This is a genomic window from Pseudomonas putida W15Oct28 (assembly GCF_000708715.2).
GTDB classification, from domain to species: domain Bacteria; phylum Pseudomonadota; class Gammaproteobacteria; order Pseudomonadales; family Pseudomonadaceae; genus Aquipseudomonas; species Aquipseudomonas putida_R.
Genome location: NZ_JENB01000025.1, coordinates 41566 through 60646 on the forward strand (window position 1 = coordinate 41566; position 19081 = coordinate 60646).

Consider the following 19081-nt stretch of genomic DNA (forward strand, 5'->3'; position numbering starts at 1 on the left):
GGCTGGCGGCTTCACCTGTACATCAGTGCTAATGCGGGCAGGATGGTGTGAACGAACACACGCAGGCCCTCCATGGCGGCCTGCTGACGCGCCCCAGGACGACTGCCTGGAACGAACTGAACATGCTTTATGTGGCGATATCCGACACCTAATGTAAAAATGTCCGACGCAGAGAGCCATGCACAGTGGCATGAATCTCGCACTGCACTGTACAGGTCGCCCTTGCAGTACACCCTGCAGACGCCAGGCGATACGCACCCTGAAGGCCCCGAATGTTCGAATTACATCCAGACTCTTCCACCCCGCTGGTCAACCAGATCATCGACGGGTTGCGTGAGTTGATCGACAACCAGACCCTCAAGCCGGGCGCCAAGGTGCCGTCTATCCGCGCCTTTGCCGCGAGCTATTCGGTGAGTACCTTCACCGTGGTCGAGGCCTACGACCGCCTGGTCGCCCAAGGGCTGCTGGTGAGCCGTGGCAATGCGGGGTTCTTCGTCAACCGTGCGGCGGGCGAACTGCTGGACCGGCACAATACCGAGGTGGACGCCAGTCGACCAACGTTCAACTCCGAGTGGTACCTGCAGCAGATCTTCGAGATCCGTCAGTTGCCCTACAAACCGGGGTGCGGCTGGCTGCCCAACGACTGGATGTACGAAGAAGGCCTGCGTCGGGGGCTGCGCCAGGTGGCGGGTAGCCCACTGGAACTGTCGGGCTACGGCGACCCCATGGGCCTGATGGAGTTGCGTGCACTGACCGCCCAGAACCTGCAGCAAGAGCTGTCGATTGTCGCCAACCCGGCGCAGTTGATGCTCACCCACGGCGCCAGCCAGGCCCTGGACCTGGCCGCCCGCACACTTGTGCGCCCAGGCGATGTGGTGCTGGTGGACGACCCCGGCTACCCCAACCTGATGAGCATCCTCCGTACCCAGGGCGCAACCTTGGTCGGCGTGCCACGCACACCGGCCGGTTACGACCTGAACCAGCTGGAGCAGCTGCTCGCCCATCACCGCCCGACGGCGTTCTTCACCCAGCCGCACCTGCACAGCCCGACCTGCTCACGCACCCCGCTGCCGCAGTTGCACCGCTTGCTGCAACTGGCCAGCCAGCACGGCTTCCGCCTGGTGGAAAACAACCTGTACGCCGACATGGTCACCGAACCGCAGCCATGCCTGGCCAGCCTGGACCATCTGCAGCAAGTGGTGTACGTGGGCAGCTACTCGAAGAGCATTTCGCCCAACGTGCGGGTGGGCTACATGCTGGCCAACCCCGAGCTGATGCAGAAACTGCTGCACCTGAAAATGCGCTCAGGCCTGACCACTTCGCAGGTGATGGAGCGTGTGGTGTACGCCGCGATCATCGACGGCCGCTGGCGCAAGCACCTCAAGCGCCTGCGCCAGCGGCTGGCCGAAGCGCATCAGGAAGTTGGCCGGCATCTGCATCGATTGGGCTTCGAACTGTTCACCGAATCGGATGAAGGCATGTACATCTGGACCCGCCACCCGGCCATTCCGGACAGTGCCGCGTTGCTGGATGATGCGCTGGAGAAAGGCATCATGCTCGGGCCTGGGCAATTGTTCATGGTCGATGCCAAGGCGACCGGGTGGATGCGCTTCAACGTGGCGTTCAGTACCGACCCGGCGATGTGGGAGTTGCTGGAGAAGGTGTTCGTCAAGCATGTGCGCCGGGGTGGGATGTAGTTCGCCACAACATCTTCAGCGCCTGTGAGATCGAGCGCCGCCCGCGCGGCGCATCGCCGGCAAGCCAGCTCCCACATTTGTTTCGGGCCAGTTAATCCTGCACCTTGGGCGCGCGCACCCTTGGTGCATGGCAGGATCTTGATGAAAAGCAGCGGCGCCACCTTCAATATCGAAGGGAACTAACAAGGCGAGCAGCGGTGAACCCACAGAAGTGACTGGCCCGAAACAAATGTGGGAGCTGGCTTGCCGGCGATGCGCCGCGCGGGCGGCGCTCGATCTCAGAGGCGATGAAGATGCTGTGGCATGCACCTGTTAGCACCATCACCCCCAGCGCACAAATGATAATGACTCGTAGTAACATAACCCTCTGCCCCGACTACCAACCACATCGATACCGCACCGCCAATGACTCCTCAAGCCCCCGCCCCCCGCGTGCTGGTGGTCGATGACCACCGCAAGATCCGCGAGCCTTTGGCCACCTACCTGCGCAGGCACCACTTCGAGGTGCGCACTGCCGAAGATGCCGGGGGCATGTGGCAGCTGCTCAAGCAGCAGGCTTTCGACGTGGTGGTGCTGGATGTGATGCTGCCCGACGGTGATGGCTTCGACCTGTGCCAGCAACTGCACCGGCGCTGCAACCTGCCGGTAATTCTGCTGACCGCCCGTGACACCACCGCTGACCGTATCCGCGGCCTGGACCTGGGTGCCGACGACTACCTGACCAAGCCTTTCGAGCCCCGTGAGCTTGTCGCCCGTTTAAACAGCGTGTTGCGCCGTCATCAGGCAACCCAGGCACGGCTGCAGGCAAGTACCGTGGTGGGGAAACCCCAGCGCTACCGGTTTGCCGGTTGGCAGTTCTGCAGCAGCAGCGCGACCCTGAGCCGCGACAGCATGCCCCCCGTGCAATTGAGCACAGCAGAAAGCCGGCTGTTGCAGGTGATGCTGGCCCATCCTCACAGCCCTCTGACCCGTGAGCGCCTGGTAGACCTGACCGCCGCCCACGACAGCGACATTAGTGACCGCGCCATCGACCGCCAGGTCAGTCGCCTGCGCCGTAAGCTGGCCTACGACCCACAGGCCCCCGAACTGCTGCGTACCCTGTGGGGCAGCGGTTACGTGCTGGCCGCAGATGTCGTGCATGACTAGGCTGCGCCAGTGCTGGCCTAAGCGCCTGCTGCATCAACTGAGCCTGTTGCTGTGCCTGGCCCTGGTGGCGTCACACCTGATCGGCATCATGCTGCTGCACCACCACGGCAGCCTGTTGCACCCGCTGTCGCGCAACGCCAGCCTGGAGCGCCTGGCCACGGCTTACCATGCCGCCCGTGAACTGCCATCAGGGCAAAGCAGCAAGCTGCTGGCACACATGGGCAACCGCGAGACTCGCTTCTGGGTTGCCCGCCAGCCGGAGGTGGAGCCATTTCCCCCGCGTGCCGAAGAACAACGCCTGGCCAACGACCTGCGCACGCGCCTGGCGCTGCCCGCCGAAAACAGCCTGACCTTGCAGCTTGAACGGGCCAACGGTGCCGACGCCCGCAGCCACCTGCTCAGCCCTGCGGGCTGGGCACCGCTGCAACTGCGCAGCAGCCTGGCCCTGGGCAACGGTCTGTTCCTCAACGCCATCCAGCACCCCAGCGGCGCCTATCAATGGGGCAGCGTGCTGGCCTACAGCCTGCCGGTGACCACCTTGCCCGTGCTATTGGTGGTGGTGTTCTGCATCAGCCGCGTGCTGCGCCCGGTCAAATCGCTGGCCCGGGCCACCGAGCGGGTCAGCCGAGGCGAATGGATCGCGCCCCTGCCCCTGGCCGGCCCTGCTGAAGCCCGCGAACTGACGCACGCCTTCAATACCATGCAGGCCAGCCTGGCACGCCATGTCGAAGGCCGTACACGGCTGCTGGCGGCCATCAGCCATGACCTGAACACGCCCTTGACCGAACTGCGCCTGCAGGTGGAACTGCTGGAGCCCGGTGAGGCGCGGGACGACATGCTGGAGAGCCTGGAAGAGCTGGCGGCGATGGTGCGTGAAACGCTGGGTTTTGTGCGCGATGACGCGGTGCAGGAGCCTACCCGGCGTATTGCACTGGATGCGTTGCTGGGCGAGCTGGCTCGCCGCTACGGCCTGCTGGGGCACTCCCTGGCCCTGGGCAAACGTGCCGATGTCTACCTGTATTGCCGGCCCTTGGCGCTAAAGCGGGCACTGACCAACCTGATCGACAATGCACTGAAGCATGGCGGGACGGCGCAGGTTGACGTGGAGGTGCAGGCCGGGATGATCGTGCTGGAAATTCTCGACCAAGGGCCCGGGCTGCCTGAGGCGTGGCTGGAAAAGGTGTTCGAGCCATTTGTGCAGCTGGGGCACGGCAACGGCGGACTGGGGTTGGGGCTGGCGATTGCGCGGGCGTGCGTACAGGCACATGGCGGCGAACTGGTGCTGGAGAACCGGCAACCGGCGGGATTGTGTGCAGTGCTGAAGCTGCCACAGGCCTTGGGGGACCCCAAGTGCCTGGTGTGAGAAAACTGTATTCAGCGCTACGCAAGCCTTGTAGGAGCGGCCTTGCCGGGGCGCCGGACCGGTCGGAAAGGGCCGCAAAGCGGCCCCGGCGATATTGGCTGTGATGCAGAAAACGGGGGCTGCTGCGCAGCCCGATCGCGACACAAGGCCGCTCCTACAAGTGACCGCGACCGCTCTGAAGTGTGCGCTTGCGGAAACCGGATGGGCATCCATCTTAGAAGTTGTAGGTAGCCCCCATCCACAACGTGCGCCCGTAGCTCACCGTGCCGTAGGTTTCGTCATCCAGGCGCTTGTCGGTGATGTTGTTCAACGACGCATTGAGGGTCAGGGCATCGGTTACATCAAGCGACCCGCCAATGTCTGCCGTGGTATAGCCCGGCGCGCTTTCGGCCGTGACCGTATTGCCATACTCCTCGCCGTAGTAGCTCACCGCTGCCCAGGCCTGGGCGCGGTCGCTCAAGCGCCATTCACTGCGCAGGCTGGCCTTCTGCTTGGGTGTCAGGGCCAACGGCGCACCGGCGTTGGCGCCACTTTTCTGCTCTGAATCGGTGTAGGTGTAGTTACCCTTGAGCAGCACATCCCGGCTGATATCCCACTGCCCGGTCAGTTCCACACCGCGGATCACTGCCTTGTCGACATTGACCCGGTCCATGACGATATAGCCGTTCCACAGCCGGTCGGTCGTCACCGTCGAAAGCTTGTCCTGGAAGTCGTTGTAGAACAACGTTGCACCGGCCTGCAGGTTGTCGCGGTTCGACCACAGCGCCGAGACTTCATAGTTGGTGCTGGTTTCCGGCTTCAGGTCGGGGTTGCCGAGCATCACGAAGCGGTTACGTCGCACATAGGCATAGCCCTCCACCACCGCCCGCAGTTCCGGCGCCTTGAAGCCACGGGCCACGCCGCCCTTGAAGGTCAACTGGTCGGTCGCTCGCCACACCCCGTACAGCCGCGGGCTGAAGTGGTTGCCGTACTGCTCGTGATCATCCAGGCGCAGGCCGGCAGTCAGGGCGAAGGTGTCGGTCACCGACCATTCGTTTTCAGCGAACAGCGCTTTTTGGGTCACCTTGAACTCACGATTCACCCGGTCACCCAACCCTTGGTTCCAGTCCGTGACCTGGCTCTCCTGCCATTGCGTGCCGACGGTGGTGGTGTTGTGCGCGGTTGGGATCACCAACTTGGCGTCGAACACACGGTTGCGGATTTCCGGCTTGCGTCCGTAGATGTCGGTCTGATCGGGGGTGGCCTTGCCTTCGCGGCTGGTGGTTTCCTGGTAGAGGGCAATGTCTGAAGTTGCCCAACCCCAGCGGCCCTGGTGCGACAGCGACCAGTGATCGCGGTTGTTTTCCTGCTCGCGGGTAGCCCAGTTGGCGCTCAGGCCATCGCCGTTTTTCAGGCGCGTGGCGCCTGCTTCCAGCAGAATGTCGTGGTCGATGGTCGGGGTGAAGGACAGCCGCGTCGTCAGGTCCTTGTGGTCGGCCTTGCTGTGGCCATTGGTCAGTTCCAGGTCGTCGTCGGCCTGGCGATTCAGGTATCGGCCCCACACCTGCAACCCCAGCAGGTCCTCTTTCAGCGGCCCGCTCAGGTAGAAACTGGTTTGCCCGGCGTTGCCCTCGTCACTGTGCTGACGCAGCGAGTAGTCATAGCCGATGGACCCGCCCCACTCCCGCGCCACCTTGCGGGTGATGACGTTGATCACCCCGCCGATGGCATCGGAACCATACAGTGACGACATCGGCCCGCGGACCACCTCGATGCGCTCGATGGCGGCCGCAGGGGGCACGAAACTCTGCTCGTAACCGGCATTGCCGTTGACCCGCGACTCGCGAGCGCTCTGGCGCTTGCCGTCGACAAGGATCAGCGTGTAGTCGCCGGGCATGCCGCGAATGGAAATATCGGTTTCGTTGGCGCCGCCGTTCACCGTCACACCTTCCACGTCACGCACCGCGTCCCCCAGATCGCGGTACGACTTGCGGCGCAAGTCTTCGCCTTCGATCACGGTGATCGACGCAGGGGCATCCTCGACACGCTGCTCATAGCCGGCAGCGGTGACGACCATTTCTTCGAGGGTTAGCGGTACCGGCTGGACAGCTGCGGTCTCGGCATGCAGCGGGCCGGCCATAAGGGCGGTGAACGTGGAGGAGCAGCAGATGAGACGGCGTGTAGCGGACATGCAGGTGATCCTGTGGATTCGTTGTGAATGGGAATCCTAATCACCTGCATTTTTGAAGCTGGGACAAAGTGTGACAGCAACAAGGCAAGCTTGCCGTCAGCCTTCCCCTTGCTCGACACGGCCCGCCCGGGCGAGTACGGCATTCAGCAGTACATCAGCCCCCTGACGGGCGTCTTCGGGCAGCACATCTTCCGCCTCGTTGTGGCTCAATCCACCAACGCAGGGGATAAACACCATCGCCGTCGGGCAGTAACGCGCCAACAGGATGGCATCATGACCCGCGCCGCTGACAATCGATTGCTGCGCATACCCAAGGCCATCCACCGCTTGCTGCACGGCCGCCACGCAGTCAGCGTCGAACGGGGTAGCCGGGCTGACCCAGTGGCGCTCGATACGCACCTGCAGGCCGCGCTGGCTGGCGATGGCTTGCAGCTTCAGGGTCAGGTCGCGCTCCATGGCTTCGATGGCCTCGTCGCGGTGGTGGCGCAGGTCGACCGTGAACTGCAGCAGGCCGGGAATGGTGTTGCGCGAGGACTTGGCAATGGACAGCTCACCCACGGTGGTCAACCCTTCGGGGGCAAAGTCGGCTGCCAGTTGCTCAACTGCCTGGATCATCCGCGCCGTGCCGTACAGCGCATCCTTGCGCAGCGGCATCGGCGTGGTGCCGGCGTGCGCCGCCATGCCTTCGACCGTCACGTCCAGCCAGCGGATGGCCTGGCCGCCACTGACCACACCAATGGCCTTGGCGTTGTCTTCAAGGATCGGGCCTTGCTCGATATGCGCCTCGAAATAGGCATCCACCTCGCCACCCAGCGGGCGCTGGCCGGCGTACCCGGTGCGTTGCAGTTCGTCGGCGACGCTGATGCCATCGGCATCGCGAATGGCCAGCGCCTCGGCCAGTGCGAGGCTGCCGGTGAACACCGCCGAGCCGAACATGGCCGGGGTGAAGCGCGCGCCCTCCTCGTTGGTCCAGACGGCGATTTCCAGCGGCTTGCGGGTCTGGATGTTCAGGTCGTTGAGGCGGCGCACCACCTCCAGGCCGGCCAGCACGCCGTAGACGCCATCGAAACGCCCCCCTTCGGGTTGGGTATCGAGGTGGCTGCCCATCATGACCGGGGCGGCATCCGGGTCACTGCCGGCACGGCGGGCGAACAGGTTGCCGATAGCATCCACCGACAGGCTCAGGCCCGCTTCGCGGCACCAGTGGCTGAACAGTTCTCGGCCGGCTTTGTCCTCGTCGCTGAGGGCCAGGCGGCAACTGCCGCCGCGGGCGGTGGCGCCGACTTCGGCCATGGCCATCAGGCTCGCCCACAGGCGTTCGCCATTGCTTTTCAACATATGCGGGTACTCCAGACTAAAGGGGTTCGATCAGGCCAGTTCCAGGCGCTGGCTACGGGCGTACTGGCGCGCCAAGGCAAGCACGCAGACCAGCGAAATGGTGGCGATCAGGGTGTAGAAGGCTGCCATCGGCCACCATTGGCCGCTGAAGGTATGGGCCAGCCAGGTGCCAATCAGCGGGGTCAGGCCGCCGGCGATGGCGCCGCAGATCTGATAGGCCAGCGAAATGGCGGTGTAGCGCACGCGGGTTTCGAACATGCCGCTGACGTAGCCGGCAATCACCGCGTAGAACGAGGCCATGCAGGCGGCGGCCAGGGCGATGCCAAGCACGATCAACGGGCCCTGGCCCGAGCTGACCAGCACGAACATCGGGTAGGGTGAAGCCATCGCCAGGAGTGCGACCAGCGCCAGGAAGCGCGTAGCACCGACCTTCTCCGAAAGCCAGGCCGCCAGCGGCTGCACGCAGAACTGGATGACCGCCACGAAGAACAGGCACTCAAGGATCAACGAGCGCTCCAGGTGCAACTGCTGGGTGGTGTAGCTGATCATGAAGGTGTTGGTGAAATAGACCCCGGCGATGCCCAGGGTGTTGGCGCCGATGCACAGCAACAGCGGGCGCCAGGCGGTGCGCAGCACTTCGAAGACTGGTGCCTGCTCCTTGCGATGGGCCTTTGCCGCCTGCTCGCGGCTGGCGATGAACTCGGGCGACTCATTCACCCCCAGGCGAATCGCCAGGCCCACCAGCAACAACAGTGCGCTGGCCAGGAACGGCACGCGCCAGCCCCAGCTCATCAGTTCCTCTTCAGGCAGGCGGGTGATCGCGCCGAAGGCCAGCAGCGACAGAATGAGGCCAGCCGGGCTGCCCAGCTGGGCGAACGAGGCGAAGAAGTTACGCCGGCCCTTGGGCGCATGCTCGCCGGCCATCAATACCGCCCCGCCCCACTCGCCGCCCACGGCAATACCCTGGACGATGCGCAGCAGTATCAGCAGCACCGGCGCAGTAGCGCCGATTTGTGCGTATGTCGGCAGCAGGCCGATGCACACGGTGACGATGCCCATCATCAGCAGGGTGATGACCAGCGACTTCTTGCGGCCGATACGGTCGCCCACGTGGCCGAAGACGATGCCACCCAGCGGCCGGGCGAAGAAGCCCACGGCGAAGGTGCCGAACGCGGCCATGGTGCTGAACAGGCTGTCGTCGGAGGGGAAGAACAAGGCACCAAACACCAGGGCGGCGGCGGTGGCGTAGATGTAAAAGTCGTACCACTCGATCATGGTGCCGATGAACGCGGCGGCGGCGGCACGGCGCGGCTGGGGGGAAGCGGTAGGCTTCATGAGGGCTCCTTTGCTTGTTGTTCTGGCAGGAGTTGCTGGGTCACGGTGGCGCTCTTGTGGCGCTTGGCCCGTTGAATCGGTGTTGGCTGCTTCGCGGGCTTGCCCGCTCCCACAGGTACTGCACTGCCTGCAAAACCTGTGCGATCCCTGTGGGAGCGGGCAAGCCCGCGAAGCAGCCAACACCGATTCAACCGGCTTCAATGCCTGCGATTTATCGGCCCAGGGCTATGATTAGTCAATTTTCTATTTATTATTCGAACTATTAACCACGCTTATCATCGAGCCCCGCCATGTCTGACCGACTGCTCAACGACCGCCTCGACTGGAACCTGCTGCGCACCTTCCGGGTCATCGGCCAGGAGTTGTCCATCAGCCGCGCCGCCGCCCGCCTGCACCTCACCCAACCGGCGGTAAGCCAGGCGCTCAAGCGCCTTGAAGAGCAGCTCGGCCGCCAGCTCATCGCCCGCCGCGGGCCGCGCTTCGTGCTGACAGATATGGGCGAGCAGCTGTTCCTGCTGGCCGGCGAGGTGTATGGGCAAATGTCGCAGATCGGCGGCTTGCTGGAGCAACCGGCAGACGAAGTGGTGGGCAAGGTGCGACTGCTGATGATCAGCCGCATCGTCAGCGAACGCTTCGACGACTTCCTTGCCGTCTTCCACCGCCAGCACCCACGGGTGGAGCTGGAAATCGACGTGATGCGCAGCTCCGACATCGTCGCCGCCCTGCAGGAAAAAACCGCCACGGCGGGCCTTAGCCTGAACCGGCGTCCACAGCCACGGCTGGAGCAGCGGCTGTTCCTGCGCCAGCGCTATGCGTTTTTCTGTGGCAAGCACCATGCCCTGTTCGGCCAGGCCGAAGGCGACTTGCAACGGGAGAATTTCGTCAGTTTCACCAGCGACCAGATTGGCGGCATGTTGTCGCCGCTGACCATTTTCCGAGACCAACAAGGGTTCGCCGGGCGGATCGTGGCGTCATCGCCAAGCCTTGAGGAAGTACGCCGGCTGGTGATCGCCGGGTTCGGCATCGGCTGCCTGCCCGAGCATGTGGTGGCGCCAGATGTCGAAGCGGGGTTGCTGTGGAAGCTGCCGCCGCAGGAAGGGATTGCCGATGTGGATATTCACCTGTTGTGGAACAGGGAACAGCGGTTCAGCCGGGCGGAAGAGGTGTTCATCGAATCGCTGCACCAGAGCCTGGAATAACGGCGGGGCTTGCTGCCGCCTGGCATTTCTATCAGTAGCGCTCAAGAGGAAATTCAAGTAAACAAATCCATGCTCAACCCACGATCACAACGGCATGGAGTGATTAAAATGCTATTTTCATATAACAACAATGCACTGACCACCCTGCTGCACGACAATCACTCAGCATCGATTTCACGCGCACATGAACGCGCACTGTTCTTTACCCGCAAACAATCAGGCAATTCCCTAAGCTGCCTGCTTGCGCGTGATGTAAAAGGTTCAGCTATTGGCCTGTTGTCTACTCAAGGTTTGGCGCCTACAGCGTTCAGCCCGTGGGGTCATGCTAAAGCGGCTACCGGCCTGCTGGCCGGTTTCAAAGGCGAATATCTTGACCCCGTTACCACATGCTATTTACTGGGCAACGGATATCGAAGTTACACCCCAACACTGATGCGATTTGCAAGCCCTGACTCATTGAGCCCCTTAGGTGCAGGGGGTATCAATGCTTATAGCTACCTCTCGGGAGACCCTGTGAATGCCAACGACCCGACAGGTCACGTAAAGGGCAAGGTATTACTGAGAGAACCGAACCTTGGCGTTTTTTCGTCAACAAAGGGCTTAGCGAAAACCAAGACGCTCAACATCTATGCGCACGGAACCGAGCTAGCCAAACTGGGCGTGGATGGGCTTCACGATCATCTTCGTGCTCAAACAATAAAATTTGAAAGCTACGACAACATACATGTCATCTCTTGCAACTTTGGCAACCCGACCCCAGACGGGAAGCCATCCCTGGCTCAACGGCTCTCAAACAAAACGCAGAAGACGGTAAACGCATACATTGGCACCGTCAGCACTATCCCAAAGCCAAAACAAGACAAGCAATACACCGAAATAAAAATCCTGAAGGACAACATATACAAGAACCCCGACTTCAACTACGCGCCCGTTACTGTTCGACCTATGATTGAAACAAACTCAAGCATTCGCAGTGACGCATAGGCAACTCACCGATAATTCATAACAGGTCTAGACTCCGTCGAACTCAGTCTTTCACTGACTGAGCGTGCTTCACTAGGATGGCTGCACCACTGCAACTCACCCACAGGAGCCATCCCATGAACATCGACCTCGGCGGGCGCACCGCCATCATCAGCGGCTCGACCGGCGGTATTGGTCTGGCCATCGCCCGTGGCCTGGCCCGCGCCAATGCCGACGTGGTCATTGCCGGCCGCAGCCAGAAGTCGCTGGACGCCGCCCTGGCCGACGTGCGCAAGCAAGGCGGCCAGGGCCAGGTACACGGCGTGGTCGCCGACCTGGGTATCGCCGCCGGTGCCGAAACCCTGTTCGCCGCCCACCCACGGGCCGACATCCTGGTCAACAACCTGGGCATCTACGACGACGTCGACTTCTTCGATGTAGACGACAGCGAGTGGGCGCGCTTCTATGACACCAATGTGCTCAGCGGTGTGCGCCTGGCGCGCCACTATGCCCCGGGCATGGTCGAGAAAGGCTGGGGGCGGATACTGTTCATTTCCTCGGAGTCGGGTATCGCCATCCCTGCAGACATGATCAACTACGGCGTGACAAAGGCCGCCAACCTGGCCGTTTCCCATGGCCTGGCCAAGCGCCTGGCCGGTACCGGGGTTACCGTGAACGCGGTGCTGCCGGGCCCGACCCTGACCGATGGCGTGACCGCGATGGTGGCCGATGCAGCCCAGGCCTCCGGGCGCAGCATTCGTGAAGAGGCTGACAATTTCGTACGTACCGCGCGGCCAAGCTCGATCATCCAGCGCGTCGCCGATGTCGATGAGGTTGCCCACCTGGCGGTGTACCTCGCCTCCCCTTACTCCTCCGCCACTACCGGCGCGGCCCTGCGGGTCGACGGCGGTGTGGTCGACAGCCTCGCTATCTGAATTCAACTGGAGAATTACTTCATGGCATCTGCCTATGCGTCCCTGCAAACCCGACACAGCCCTGAACATGTCTGGGCATTGATCGGCGGTTTCGACAGCCTGCCCGACTGGCTGCCGTTCATTGCCGAGAGCATTTCCAGCGAAGGTGGCCGCGTGCGCTCGCTGAAAGACCCGGACGGCAATAGCATCGTCGAGCGCCTGGTAGCCTTTGACGACAAACAGCGCAGCTACAGCTACGCGATCCTGAGCAGCCCGTTCCCGGTAAACAGCTACCTGGCAACCCTGCGGGTCAAAGCCGACGGCCAGGGCAGCCTGGTGGAATGGTTTGGCGAATTCACCCCGTTGGGCGTCAGCGATGCCGAGGCTGAGGCCCTGTTCAAGGGCATCTATGCGGGTGGGCTGGAGGCTTTGGCGCAAACCCTGGGCTGAGTGAATGGGGCTGCACAGCAGCCCATTTTTCCCCGCCAGCCTGGTGATACACACCTCCAGCACACTCGGCTGAAGCGCATCAGCGACAACTTGGATCCCATTCCATGACAAGGTATGCTGGGCAATAGCCAAAAGCCATTACTCAGGCAGGTTTGACGCCTGCCTTCAAGGACGAGCCCTTTGCCCAGCCACCCTACCCGCCACACCATCGCCCGCCAGTGGCAGCTGCTCAAGTTGCTGCCCGGCCGCCACCCCGGCATGAGCTCCACCCAGTTGCAGGCCGCCCTGACGACCGTGGGCCATACCACCAGCAAACGCACCGTCGAGCGCGACCTGGTCGAGCTCGCCGCGCTGTTCCCGCTGCAGTGCAACAGCAAAGGCATGCCGTACGGTTGGTACTGGCAACCGGGCCTGAGCCTGGGCGAAGCGCAGCAGCTGCAACCCGACGTGCTTACGCCCCCGGCCCAAGTTGAACTGCATGCCTGGGTTGATGACGCGTTGGCCCTGCGCCTGGAGCAATCACCCCTGTCAGCAGACATGCAACTGACGCCGCAAGCGAGCGGCGGCGCCGTGCTGGTGGCTACCGTTGACGACAACCGTGCGCTGATGGGCTGGCTGCTGTCCCAAGCGGGTTCGATCCGCATCCACGCCCCGCAGGCACTGCGCGTGGCCATGCTCGAACAACTTCGCCAGAGCCTGGCGCTGCACGAGGGTAGTTGTTGACCGGCAGGCAAAAGTCATTGTCCCGCGGGCCGCTTTTTCCCCTTGCCGCCCCTGCGCAGAATTCACTCCTGACAACGCATCACTTTCAGGAGTAACCGATGACACGATTCAAGCCCCTGCTGCTGGCCGTCGCCCTTGCGACCACTGCCCAGGCCACCCTGGCCGCCGACTGGCAGACCTCGCCCTACGGCAAGCAGGATGAAATCGGCGCCGCCAACCTGCTCACCCCGGACGTGGTCAAGCAGGCTGTCGGCCTGGTCAAGACCGGCAAGACCTATCCACTGGCGGTACCCGTGAGCAAGGACTTGCCAGCATTCCGCCACCGCAGCTTCCACTTGTACAACATCCAGCCCGGCGAACAGGCCGGCCAGACCCTGGGCCCCAACAAGTTCAGCTTCAACGATGAACTGGTCAACGGCTGGACCGGCGTCGGTACCCAGCTCAACGGCATCGGCCATATCGGCATCGACAACGTCTACTACAACGGCAACAAGGCTGCCGACTTCGTCACCGTCGAAGGCGTGAACAAGCTGGGCGTGGAGAAGGTACCGCCGATGGTCACCCGTGGTGTGGTGCTGGACATGACGGCCTACTACGGCAAGGCCATCGTACCGGGCGGCACTGCGTTTACCGTCGCTGACATCAAGGCGGTACTGAAGAAACAAGGCATTACCCTGCGCAAGGGTGATGTGGTGCTGTTCAACACCGGTTGGCTGGAGCTGATCGGCAAGGACAACCAGCAATTCCTTGCCACCGAGCCGGGCATCGATTTGCCGGCGGCCGAATGGCTGGCGGACCAGGGCATCGTCGCCTTTGGTGGCGATACCTGGGCCTCCGAGGTGTACCCGAACCCGACCGGCGAAGAGTTCCCGGTCAACCAGTTCATGCTGGCCAAACGGGGTATCTACAACCTGGAACTGATCGACACGCGTGCACTGGTGCAAGACAAGGCGTTCGAGTTCCTGTTCGTGCTGGGCCAGCCGCTGTACAAGGGCTCGACCCAGGTGAACATCAACCCGGTGGCCATTCACTGATCACCGGGCTGGCTTTCGAAGGTGGGGCCGCCTGCGGCCCCGGCAACCTTACAGGAAGGTGAACACCTGCGAAGCCGGCAACCGTGACTTGTTCAGCCCGGCGTTGAAATCCGCCTCGCTGCGATAACCCAGGCTGAGGATCACCACGCTGGTAAAGCCACGCTCACGCAAGCCCAGCTCGGCATCGAGGATCTTGCTGTCAAAGCCCTCGATCGGCGTTGCATCCAGGCCATGTGCCGCAGCCCCCAGCAACGCCGTGCCCAAGGCCAGATAGGTCTGCTTTTCCATCCAGTGCTGCACGTCCTTCTGGTCGTGGCGGTGAATATTGACGTAGTGACGGCGGCTCTGGTTTTGCCCGGCACGTGCCTGTTCGTCACGGAAACGGCCATCGGCAGCCTCTTGATCAAGCACGCTGTTCAGGTGCGCTTCGGTCATTTCGGTGCGGGTGCAGAACACGATCACGTGCGAGGCATCGAGCAGCTTCGGCGTGTTGTAGGCATACCCCTCAGTGGTGCTCTTGGCCAGACGGGCCTTGCCTTCGGCCGTATCGGCGACGATGAAATGCCAAGGCTGGGAGTTGACTGAGGACGGGCTGTGGCGCAGTTGTTCAAGCAGGGCATCGACAGTGGCCTGGGGAATACGGCGCGATGCATCGTAGGCTTTGGTGGTGTAGCGGCGCTTGGCCAGCGAGACGGTATCCATGCAACAACTCCGGGAATGAACAGTGGATTTGTCGCGTATCTTATCTTTCCCGCAGAAAAGAAAAACCGGCACAATGCAGCAACACTTTCATCTCTGGAGTGAAAATGCTGCGCATCGCCGACCTCGAACTGTTTGCCCGCAGCAGCGTGCTGGGCAGCTTTACTGCCGCTGCCCATGAAGCCGGCCTGCTGCCGGGCCAGGTGGCTGCGGCAATCAAGCGCCTGGAACGCGACCTGGATGTACGCCTGTTCGCCCGCACCACCCGCAGCCTGCGCCTGACCGCCGAGGGCGAGCGCTACCTGCCCACCGCACTGAATGTGCTGGAGAGCCTGCGCCAGGGCCATGAAGACTTGCATGGCAACCCCAATACCCTGCGCGGCACCCTGCAGGTGTCGGCACCCTCCGACATGGGCCGCAACATGCTGCTGCCCTGGCTCAGCGCTTTCCGCCGCGAGCACCCGGCATTGCAGCTGCGCTTCTTCCTGTCCGACCAGATTGCCGACCTCAACCGCGACCCGGTGGATGTGGCCATCCGCTATGGCCTGAACCAGGATGCCAACTACATCGCCCTGCCATTGGCCGACTGGAACCGCAGAGTGCTGGTGGCCTCGCCCGACTACCTGGCCCGCCACGGCCGCCCGCTCAGCCCTGACGCGCTGCAGCAACACGCCTGCCTGCTGTACATGCAGCACAACCGGGTATACGACAAGTGGCAGCTGGGCAACCGTACCGTGCAGGTGCGCGGGCCGCTGGTCAGTGACGATGCCGACGTCATCCGCCGCCTGGCCATTCAAGGCGAAGGCATCGTCTACAAGTCGTGGCTGGATGTGAGCGCCAACATTGCGGCCGGCGAACTGGAAATCGTCTTGCCCGAATTGCTCGGCGAACCTACCCCGGTCACCTTGGTCTGCCCGCATCGCAAGCAGCTCACACCGGCGGTTTCACAATTGCACCTGTGGCTGCGCGAGCGCTTCGAGGCCCTGCGCAATCGGGCACTGACCAACGGCTGCACAATCGTTCCAGACTGAGCCGTGGCGTTGCGATAATGTAGCCATTTACCCCACGGCACACGTTCATGAGCAACTGGATCGACCTCAAGCAAGACGCCGATACCGGCATCGAGTCGGTCCGTGCGCATTTTGTCGGGCATGCCTACGACCCGCACTGGCACGACAGCTTTCTGGTCGGCGTGACCGAACAGGGCGTGCAGCAGTTCAACTGCCGCCGGGTGCGTCACCGCAGCACGCCGGGGCAAGTATTTTTACTCGAACCAGGCGACATCCACGATGGCCTGGCGCCCACCGAAGAAGGTTTCACCTATTCCACGCTGTACCTGGAGCCCGCCTGGCTCGACCAACAGCTGCGGGCACTGTTCGAGCACGCACCGGGCGACAGCCTGCCCAGCTTTGCCGATACCCTGTGCCACGACGAACGCCTGGCGCGGGCCTCCGCCCTCGCCTTCCGGGCGGTGCACGACCAGGACTTGCGCATCGTCCGGCAAACGGCCATGGACGACCTGCTGGCCTGCCTGACCCGCCACATGCACTGGCGCCGACGCATCAACCCCGACCCGCGCCTGCCACTGACCGCACAACGCGCGCGCGATTACCTGCACGCCAACCTGGAGCGTGACATCGGCCTGGAAGACCTGGCCCAGGCCTGCGGCATCGACCGCTTTCGCCTGACCCGTGCGTTCAAGGCCGCGTTCGGCATTGCCCCGCATGCCTACCTGATCCAGCTGCGCCTGGCCCGGGCGCGGCGCCTGCTCGCCCAGGGCCAGACGCCTGCCGAAGTGGCCGTGGCCTTGGGCTTCGCCGACCAGAGCCACCTGGGGCGGTGGTTTCGCCGGGCGTATCGGCTGACCCCGGCCGACTATCGCAGGCGCTGCTCAAACCTTCCAGACTGAGCGCCTGCAGGCAGCGAGCATGGTGCTTCGATTTCCGGAGCCCTGAACCATGTCGCAGTCGTTGTTGCCCTTCATTCTGTTCGCCCTGGTGTCCAGCATCAGCCCGGGGCCGACCAACCTGTTGATCCTGGCCCATGGCGCGCGCGTGGGTTTGCGCGCGAGCCTGGCACCCATCGTGGCGGCCTGTGGTGCGGCGGCGGCCATCGTGTTGATGGTCGGTCTGGGGATGGGTGAACTGCTGCTGCGTCACCCTCTGGCCCAACAGGTAATGAGCTGGGCCGGGGTGTTATGGCTAAGCTGGCTGGCGTGGAAGATGCTGCGCAGTGCCGCCGCCCCGCTGCAGGCGGCCACGGCGCAAGGGTTCAGTGCCTTCAGCGCCGCAGCGTTGCAGGTGGTGAACCCCAAGGTGTGGTTGATGGCCGTGGCGGTGGTCGGGGTGTTTGCCGCGCCGTCGTTGCCGGTGTGGCAGTTGGCGCTGGTGTTCTTGCTGATCGCCTTGCCGTGCATGGCGGCATGGGCAGTGCTGGGGGTAGGCAGCGCCCGGTGGTTGCAGGCACCGCGGCGGTTGCAGCTGTTCAACCAGGTGTTGGCGGGGGTGCTGTTGATTTCAGCCTGGGCTGCCGTACTGGCTTGAGCCCTCTCTCGCAGGCCTGCGCAGAACATGTGGGAGCGGCCTTGCGTCGCGAAAGGGCCGCAGAGCGGCCCCAGCACTTGATGCGTCAAAGCTGAAATCCCGGGGCCGCTTCGCAGCCCTTTCCGACCGGTCCGGCGCCCCGGCAAGGCCGCTCCCACAAGGGCTCGGGTCAGTGCGTGAGCGCCTCGCGGAAGCGCCGGGTGCTGGCAACGGCCAGCACCAGCCCGACCACCGCCACGCTACCGCCCACCAGGCCGATATCGGCCACGTTCATCTGGCTGCTGACGATACTGCCCAGCAGCGCACCGCCACCAATCCCGATGTTGTAGATACCCGAGAACAGCGCCATGGCCACATCGGTGGCATCGGATGCCAGCTTCAACGTCTTGGACTGCAGCGACAGGCTGAAGCTGAGAATCGCCACACCCCAGAACATGCTCAGCACCGCAAACGCATAGAAGTTGCCCGACAGCGGCAACATCAGCAACAGGCACACGGCGAGCAAGCCGATCGAGCCTACCAGCAGGCCATGGGGGAAACGGTCGCTGTAGCGACTGAACAGCAACGAACCGAATACCCCGGCACCGCCAAACAGCAGCAGCAACAGCGTGGTGCGCTCACCGCCGATCTGCGCCACGTGCAGGGCAAACGGTTCGATGTAGCTGTAGGCGGTGAACTGCGCGGTAATCACCAGCGTCACCAGCAGGTAGGTAATCACCAGCGCCGGGCGCTTGAACAGGATCGGCAGGCTGCGCAACGAGCCGGAGTTCTGGCTGGGCAGCAGCGGCAGCGACTTCATCAGGCACAGCATGGTGGCCAGCGCCACCCCGGCAATGCTCAGGAAGGTCACGCGCCAGCCCAGCGCCTCGCCCACCACGCGGCCCAGCGGAATGCCCAAAACCATGGCCAAGGTGGTGCCGGTTGCCAGCAGGCCCAGCGCCTTGGCCTGCTGCCCAGGTGGCGCCACGCGCACCGCCAGCGAGGCGGTGATGGCCCAGAACACTGCATGCGACAGGGCAATGCCGATACGGCTGACCAGCAACATGGCAAAGCTCTGCGACAGCCACGACAGCAAGTGGCTGACAATGAACACCAGGAACACGAACAGCAGCAGGCGCCGCCGTTCGATGTTGCGGGTCAGCAGCATCATCGGCAGCGAGGCCAGCGCTACCACCCAGGCATAGATGGTCAGCATCAGCCCGACCTGGGCGGTGCTCATGTCGAAGCTGCGGCCAATGTCACTGAGCAGCGCCACCGGCACGAACTCGGTGGTGTTGAAGATGAAGGCCGCCAGGGCCAGGGCGATGACGCTCAGCCAGCTGCCGCTGCCCGCCGTGGGCGGCAGGTCGGTGGGTATGGGTCCGTTCATGGGTGGGAAACGTTTCTCCGCAGACAAGGCAACCGTTCGCACGCCAGCCACCCGCTTGCAGGGGTGCCGACGTACGCGCAGTTATTGATAGGAATGCACGGCATGGTACGCGTCAAGCCGGGGCCTCACAACCGCAAG

General features: G+C 63.3%; 17 protein-coding genes. 12 read left to right on the forward strand and 5 right to left on the reverse strand.

Annotated elements, in window-relative coordinates:
- Positions 1-272 precede the first annotated feature (272 nt).
- The 3 genes from AK81_RS17970 (at position 273) to AK81_RS17980 (ending at position 4206) form a co-directional block, all read left to right on the forward strand.
- Complete coding sequence (locus AK81_RS17970; protein ID WP_043200930.1) at positions 273-1697, forward strand: PLP-dependent aminotransferase family protein; 1425 nt, start codon at positions 273-275, stop codon at positions 1695-1697.
- 405 nt (positions 1698-2102) lie between these two features.
- Positions 2103-2843 (forward strand): response regulator, encoded by a 741-nt coding sequence (locus AK81_RS17975; RefSeq protein WP_043200933.1) that lies wholly within the window; start codon positions 2103-2105, stop codon positions 2841-2843.
- A 25-nt stretch (positions 2844-2868) separates the two neighbouring features.
- Positions 2869-4206, forward strand: coding sequence for an ATP-binding protein (locus AK81_RS17980; protein WP_043201015.1), 1338 nt, complete (start codon positions 2869-2871; stop codon positions 4204-4206).
- Positions 4207-4420: 214 nt separating this feature from the next.
- Here the strand turns inward: AK81_RS17980 and AK81_RS17985 are convergent, their stop codons facing one another.
- From AK81_RS17985 to AK81_RS17995, 3 genes are all read right to left on the reverse strand, one after another.
- Positions 4421-6376, reverse strand: a complete 1956-nt coding sequence (locus tag AK81_RS17985) for a TonB-dependent receptor domain-containing protein (protein ID WP_050491912.1) — start codon at positions 6374-6376, stop codon at positions 4421-4423.
- A gap of 96 nt (positions 6377-6472) precedes the next feature.
- The gene (locus tag AK81_RS17990; protein ID WP_043200936.1) at positions 6473-7714 is read right to left on the reverse strand and encodes a Zn-dependent hydrolase; all 1242 of its coding nucleotides are present in this window, start codon (positions 7712-7714) and stop codon (positions 6473-6475) included.
- A gap of 30 nt (positions 7715-7744) precedes the next feature.
- Positions 7745-9049 carry an MFS transporter gene (locus tag AK81_RS17995; protein WP_043200938.1) on the reverse strand — a complete coding sequence of 435 codons (1305 nt, stop codon included), beginning with the start codon at positions 9047-9049 and terminating at the stop codon, positions 7745-7747.
- Between the two features lie 290 nt (positions 9050-9339).
- On the opposite strand from AK81_RS17995, the gene AK81_RS18000 reads away from it, so the two are divergent.
- The 6 genes from AK81_RS18000 (at position 9340) to AK81_RS18025 (ending at position 14332) form a co-directional block, all read left to right on the forward strand.
- A complete protein-coding gene (locus AK81_RS18000; RefSeq protein WP_043200941.1) occupies positions 9340-10248 on the forward strand; it encodes a LysR family transcriptional regulator in 909 nt (302 codons plus the stop codon).
- Positions 10249-10317: 69 nt separating this feature from the next.
- A complete protein-coding gene (locus AK81_RS28485) occupies positions 10318-11232 on the forward strand; it encodes an RHS repeat-associated core domain-containing protein (RefSeq protein WP_081042097.1) in 915 nt (304 codons plus the stop codon).
- 116 nt (positions 11233-11348) lie between these two features.
- Positions 11349-12146 (forward strand): SDR family NAD(P)-dependent oxidoreductase, encoded by a 798-nt coding sequence (locus tag AK81_RS18010; protein ID WP_043200943.1) that lies wholly within the window; start codon positions 11349-11351, stop codon positions 12144-12146.
- A 21-nt stretch (positions 12147-12167) separates the two neighbouring features.
- A complete protein-coding gene (locus AK81_RS18015; protein ID WP_043200945.1) occupies positions 12168-12575 on the forward strand; it encodes an SRPBCC family protein in 408 nt (135 codons plus the stop codon).
- A 180-nt stretch (positions 12576-12755) separates the two neighbouring features.
- On the forward strand, positions 12756-13298 hold the full coding sequence (locus AK81_RS18020) for a WYL domain-containing protein (protein ID WP_043200947.1): 543 nt from the start codon (positions 12756-12758) through the stop codon (positions 13296-13298).
- Positions 13299-13396: 98 nt separating this feature from the next.
- Positions 13397-14332, forward strand: coding sequence for a cyclase family protein (locus AK81_RS18025; protein WP_043200949.1), 936 nt, complete (start codon positions 13397-13399; stop codon positions 14330-14332).
- 48 nt (positions 14333-14380) lie between these two features.
- Here the strand turns inward: AK81_RS18025 and AK81_RS18030 are convergent, their stop codons facing one another.
- Entirely contained in the window at positions 14381-15034 is a 654-nt protein-coding gene (locus AK81_RS18030; protein ID WP_043200951.1) for an oxygen-insensitive NAD(P)H-dependent nitroreductase NfsB, read from the reverse strand.
- Positions 15035-15138: 104 nt separating this feature from the next.
- Here AK81_RS18030 and AK81_RS18035 point away from each other — a divergent pair, with 104 nt between their 5' ends.
- From AK81_RS18035 to AK81_RS18045, 3 genes are read left to right on the forward strand one after another with little or no spacing between them, the layout of a single operon-like run.
- On the forward strand, positions 15139-16062 hold the full coding sequence (locus tag AK81_RS18035; protein WP_043200953.1) for a LysR family transcriptional regulator: 924 nt from the start codon (positions 15139-15141) through the stop codon (positions 16060-16062).
- Positions 16063-16109: 47 nt separating this feature from the next.
- The gene (locus AK81_RS18040) at positions 16110-16940 is read left to right on the forward strand and encodes an AraC family transcriptional regulator (protein ID WP_043200955.1); all 831 of its coding nucleotides are present in this window, start codon (positions 16110-16112) and stop codon (positions 16938-16940) included.
- 49 nt (positions 16941-16989) lie between these two features.
- Positions 16990-17574 carry a LysE family translocator gene (locus AK81_RS18045; RefSeq protein ID WP_043200956.1) on the forward strand — a complete coding sequence of 195 codons (585 nt, stop codon included), beginning with the start codon at positions 16990-16992 and terminating at the stop codon, positions 17572-17574.
- A gap of 169 nt (positions 17575-17743) precedes the next feature.
- Here the strand turns inward: AK81_RS18045 and AK81_RS18050 are convergent, their stop codons facing one another.
- Positions 17744-18943, reverse strand: coding sequence for a sugar transporter (locus AK81_RS18050; RefSeq protein ID WP_043200957.1), 1200 nt, complete (start codon positions 18941-18943; stop codon positions 17744-17746).
- Positions 18944-19081 lie beyond the last annotated feature (138 nt).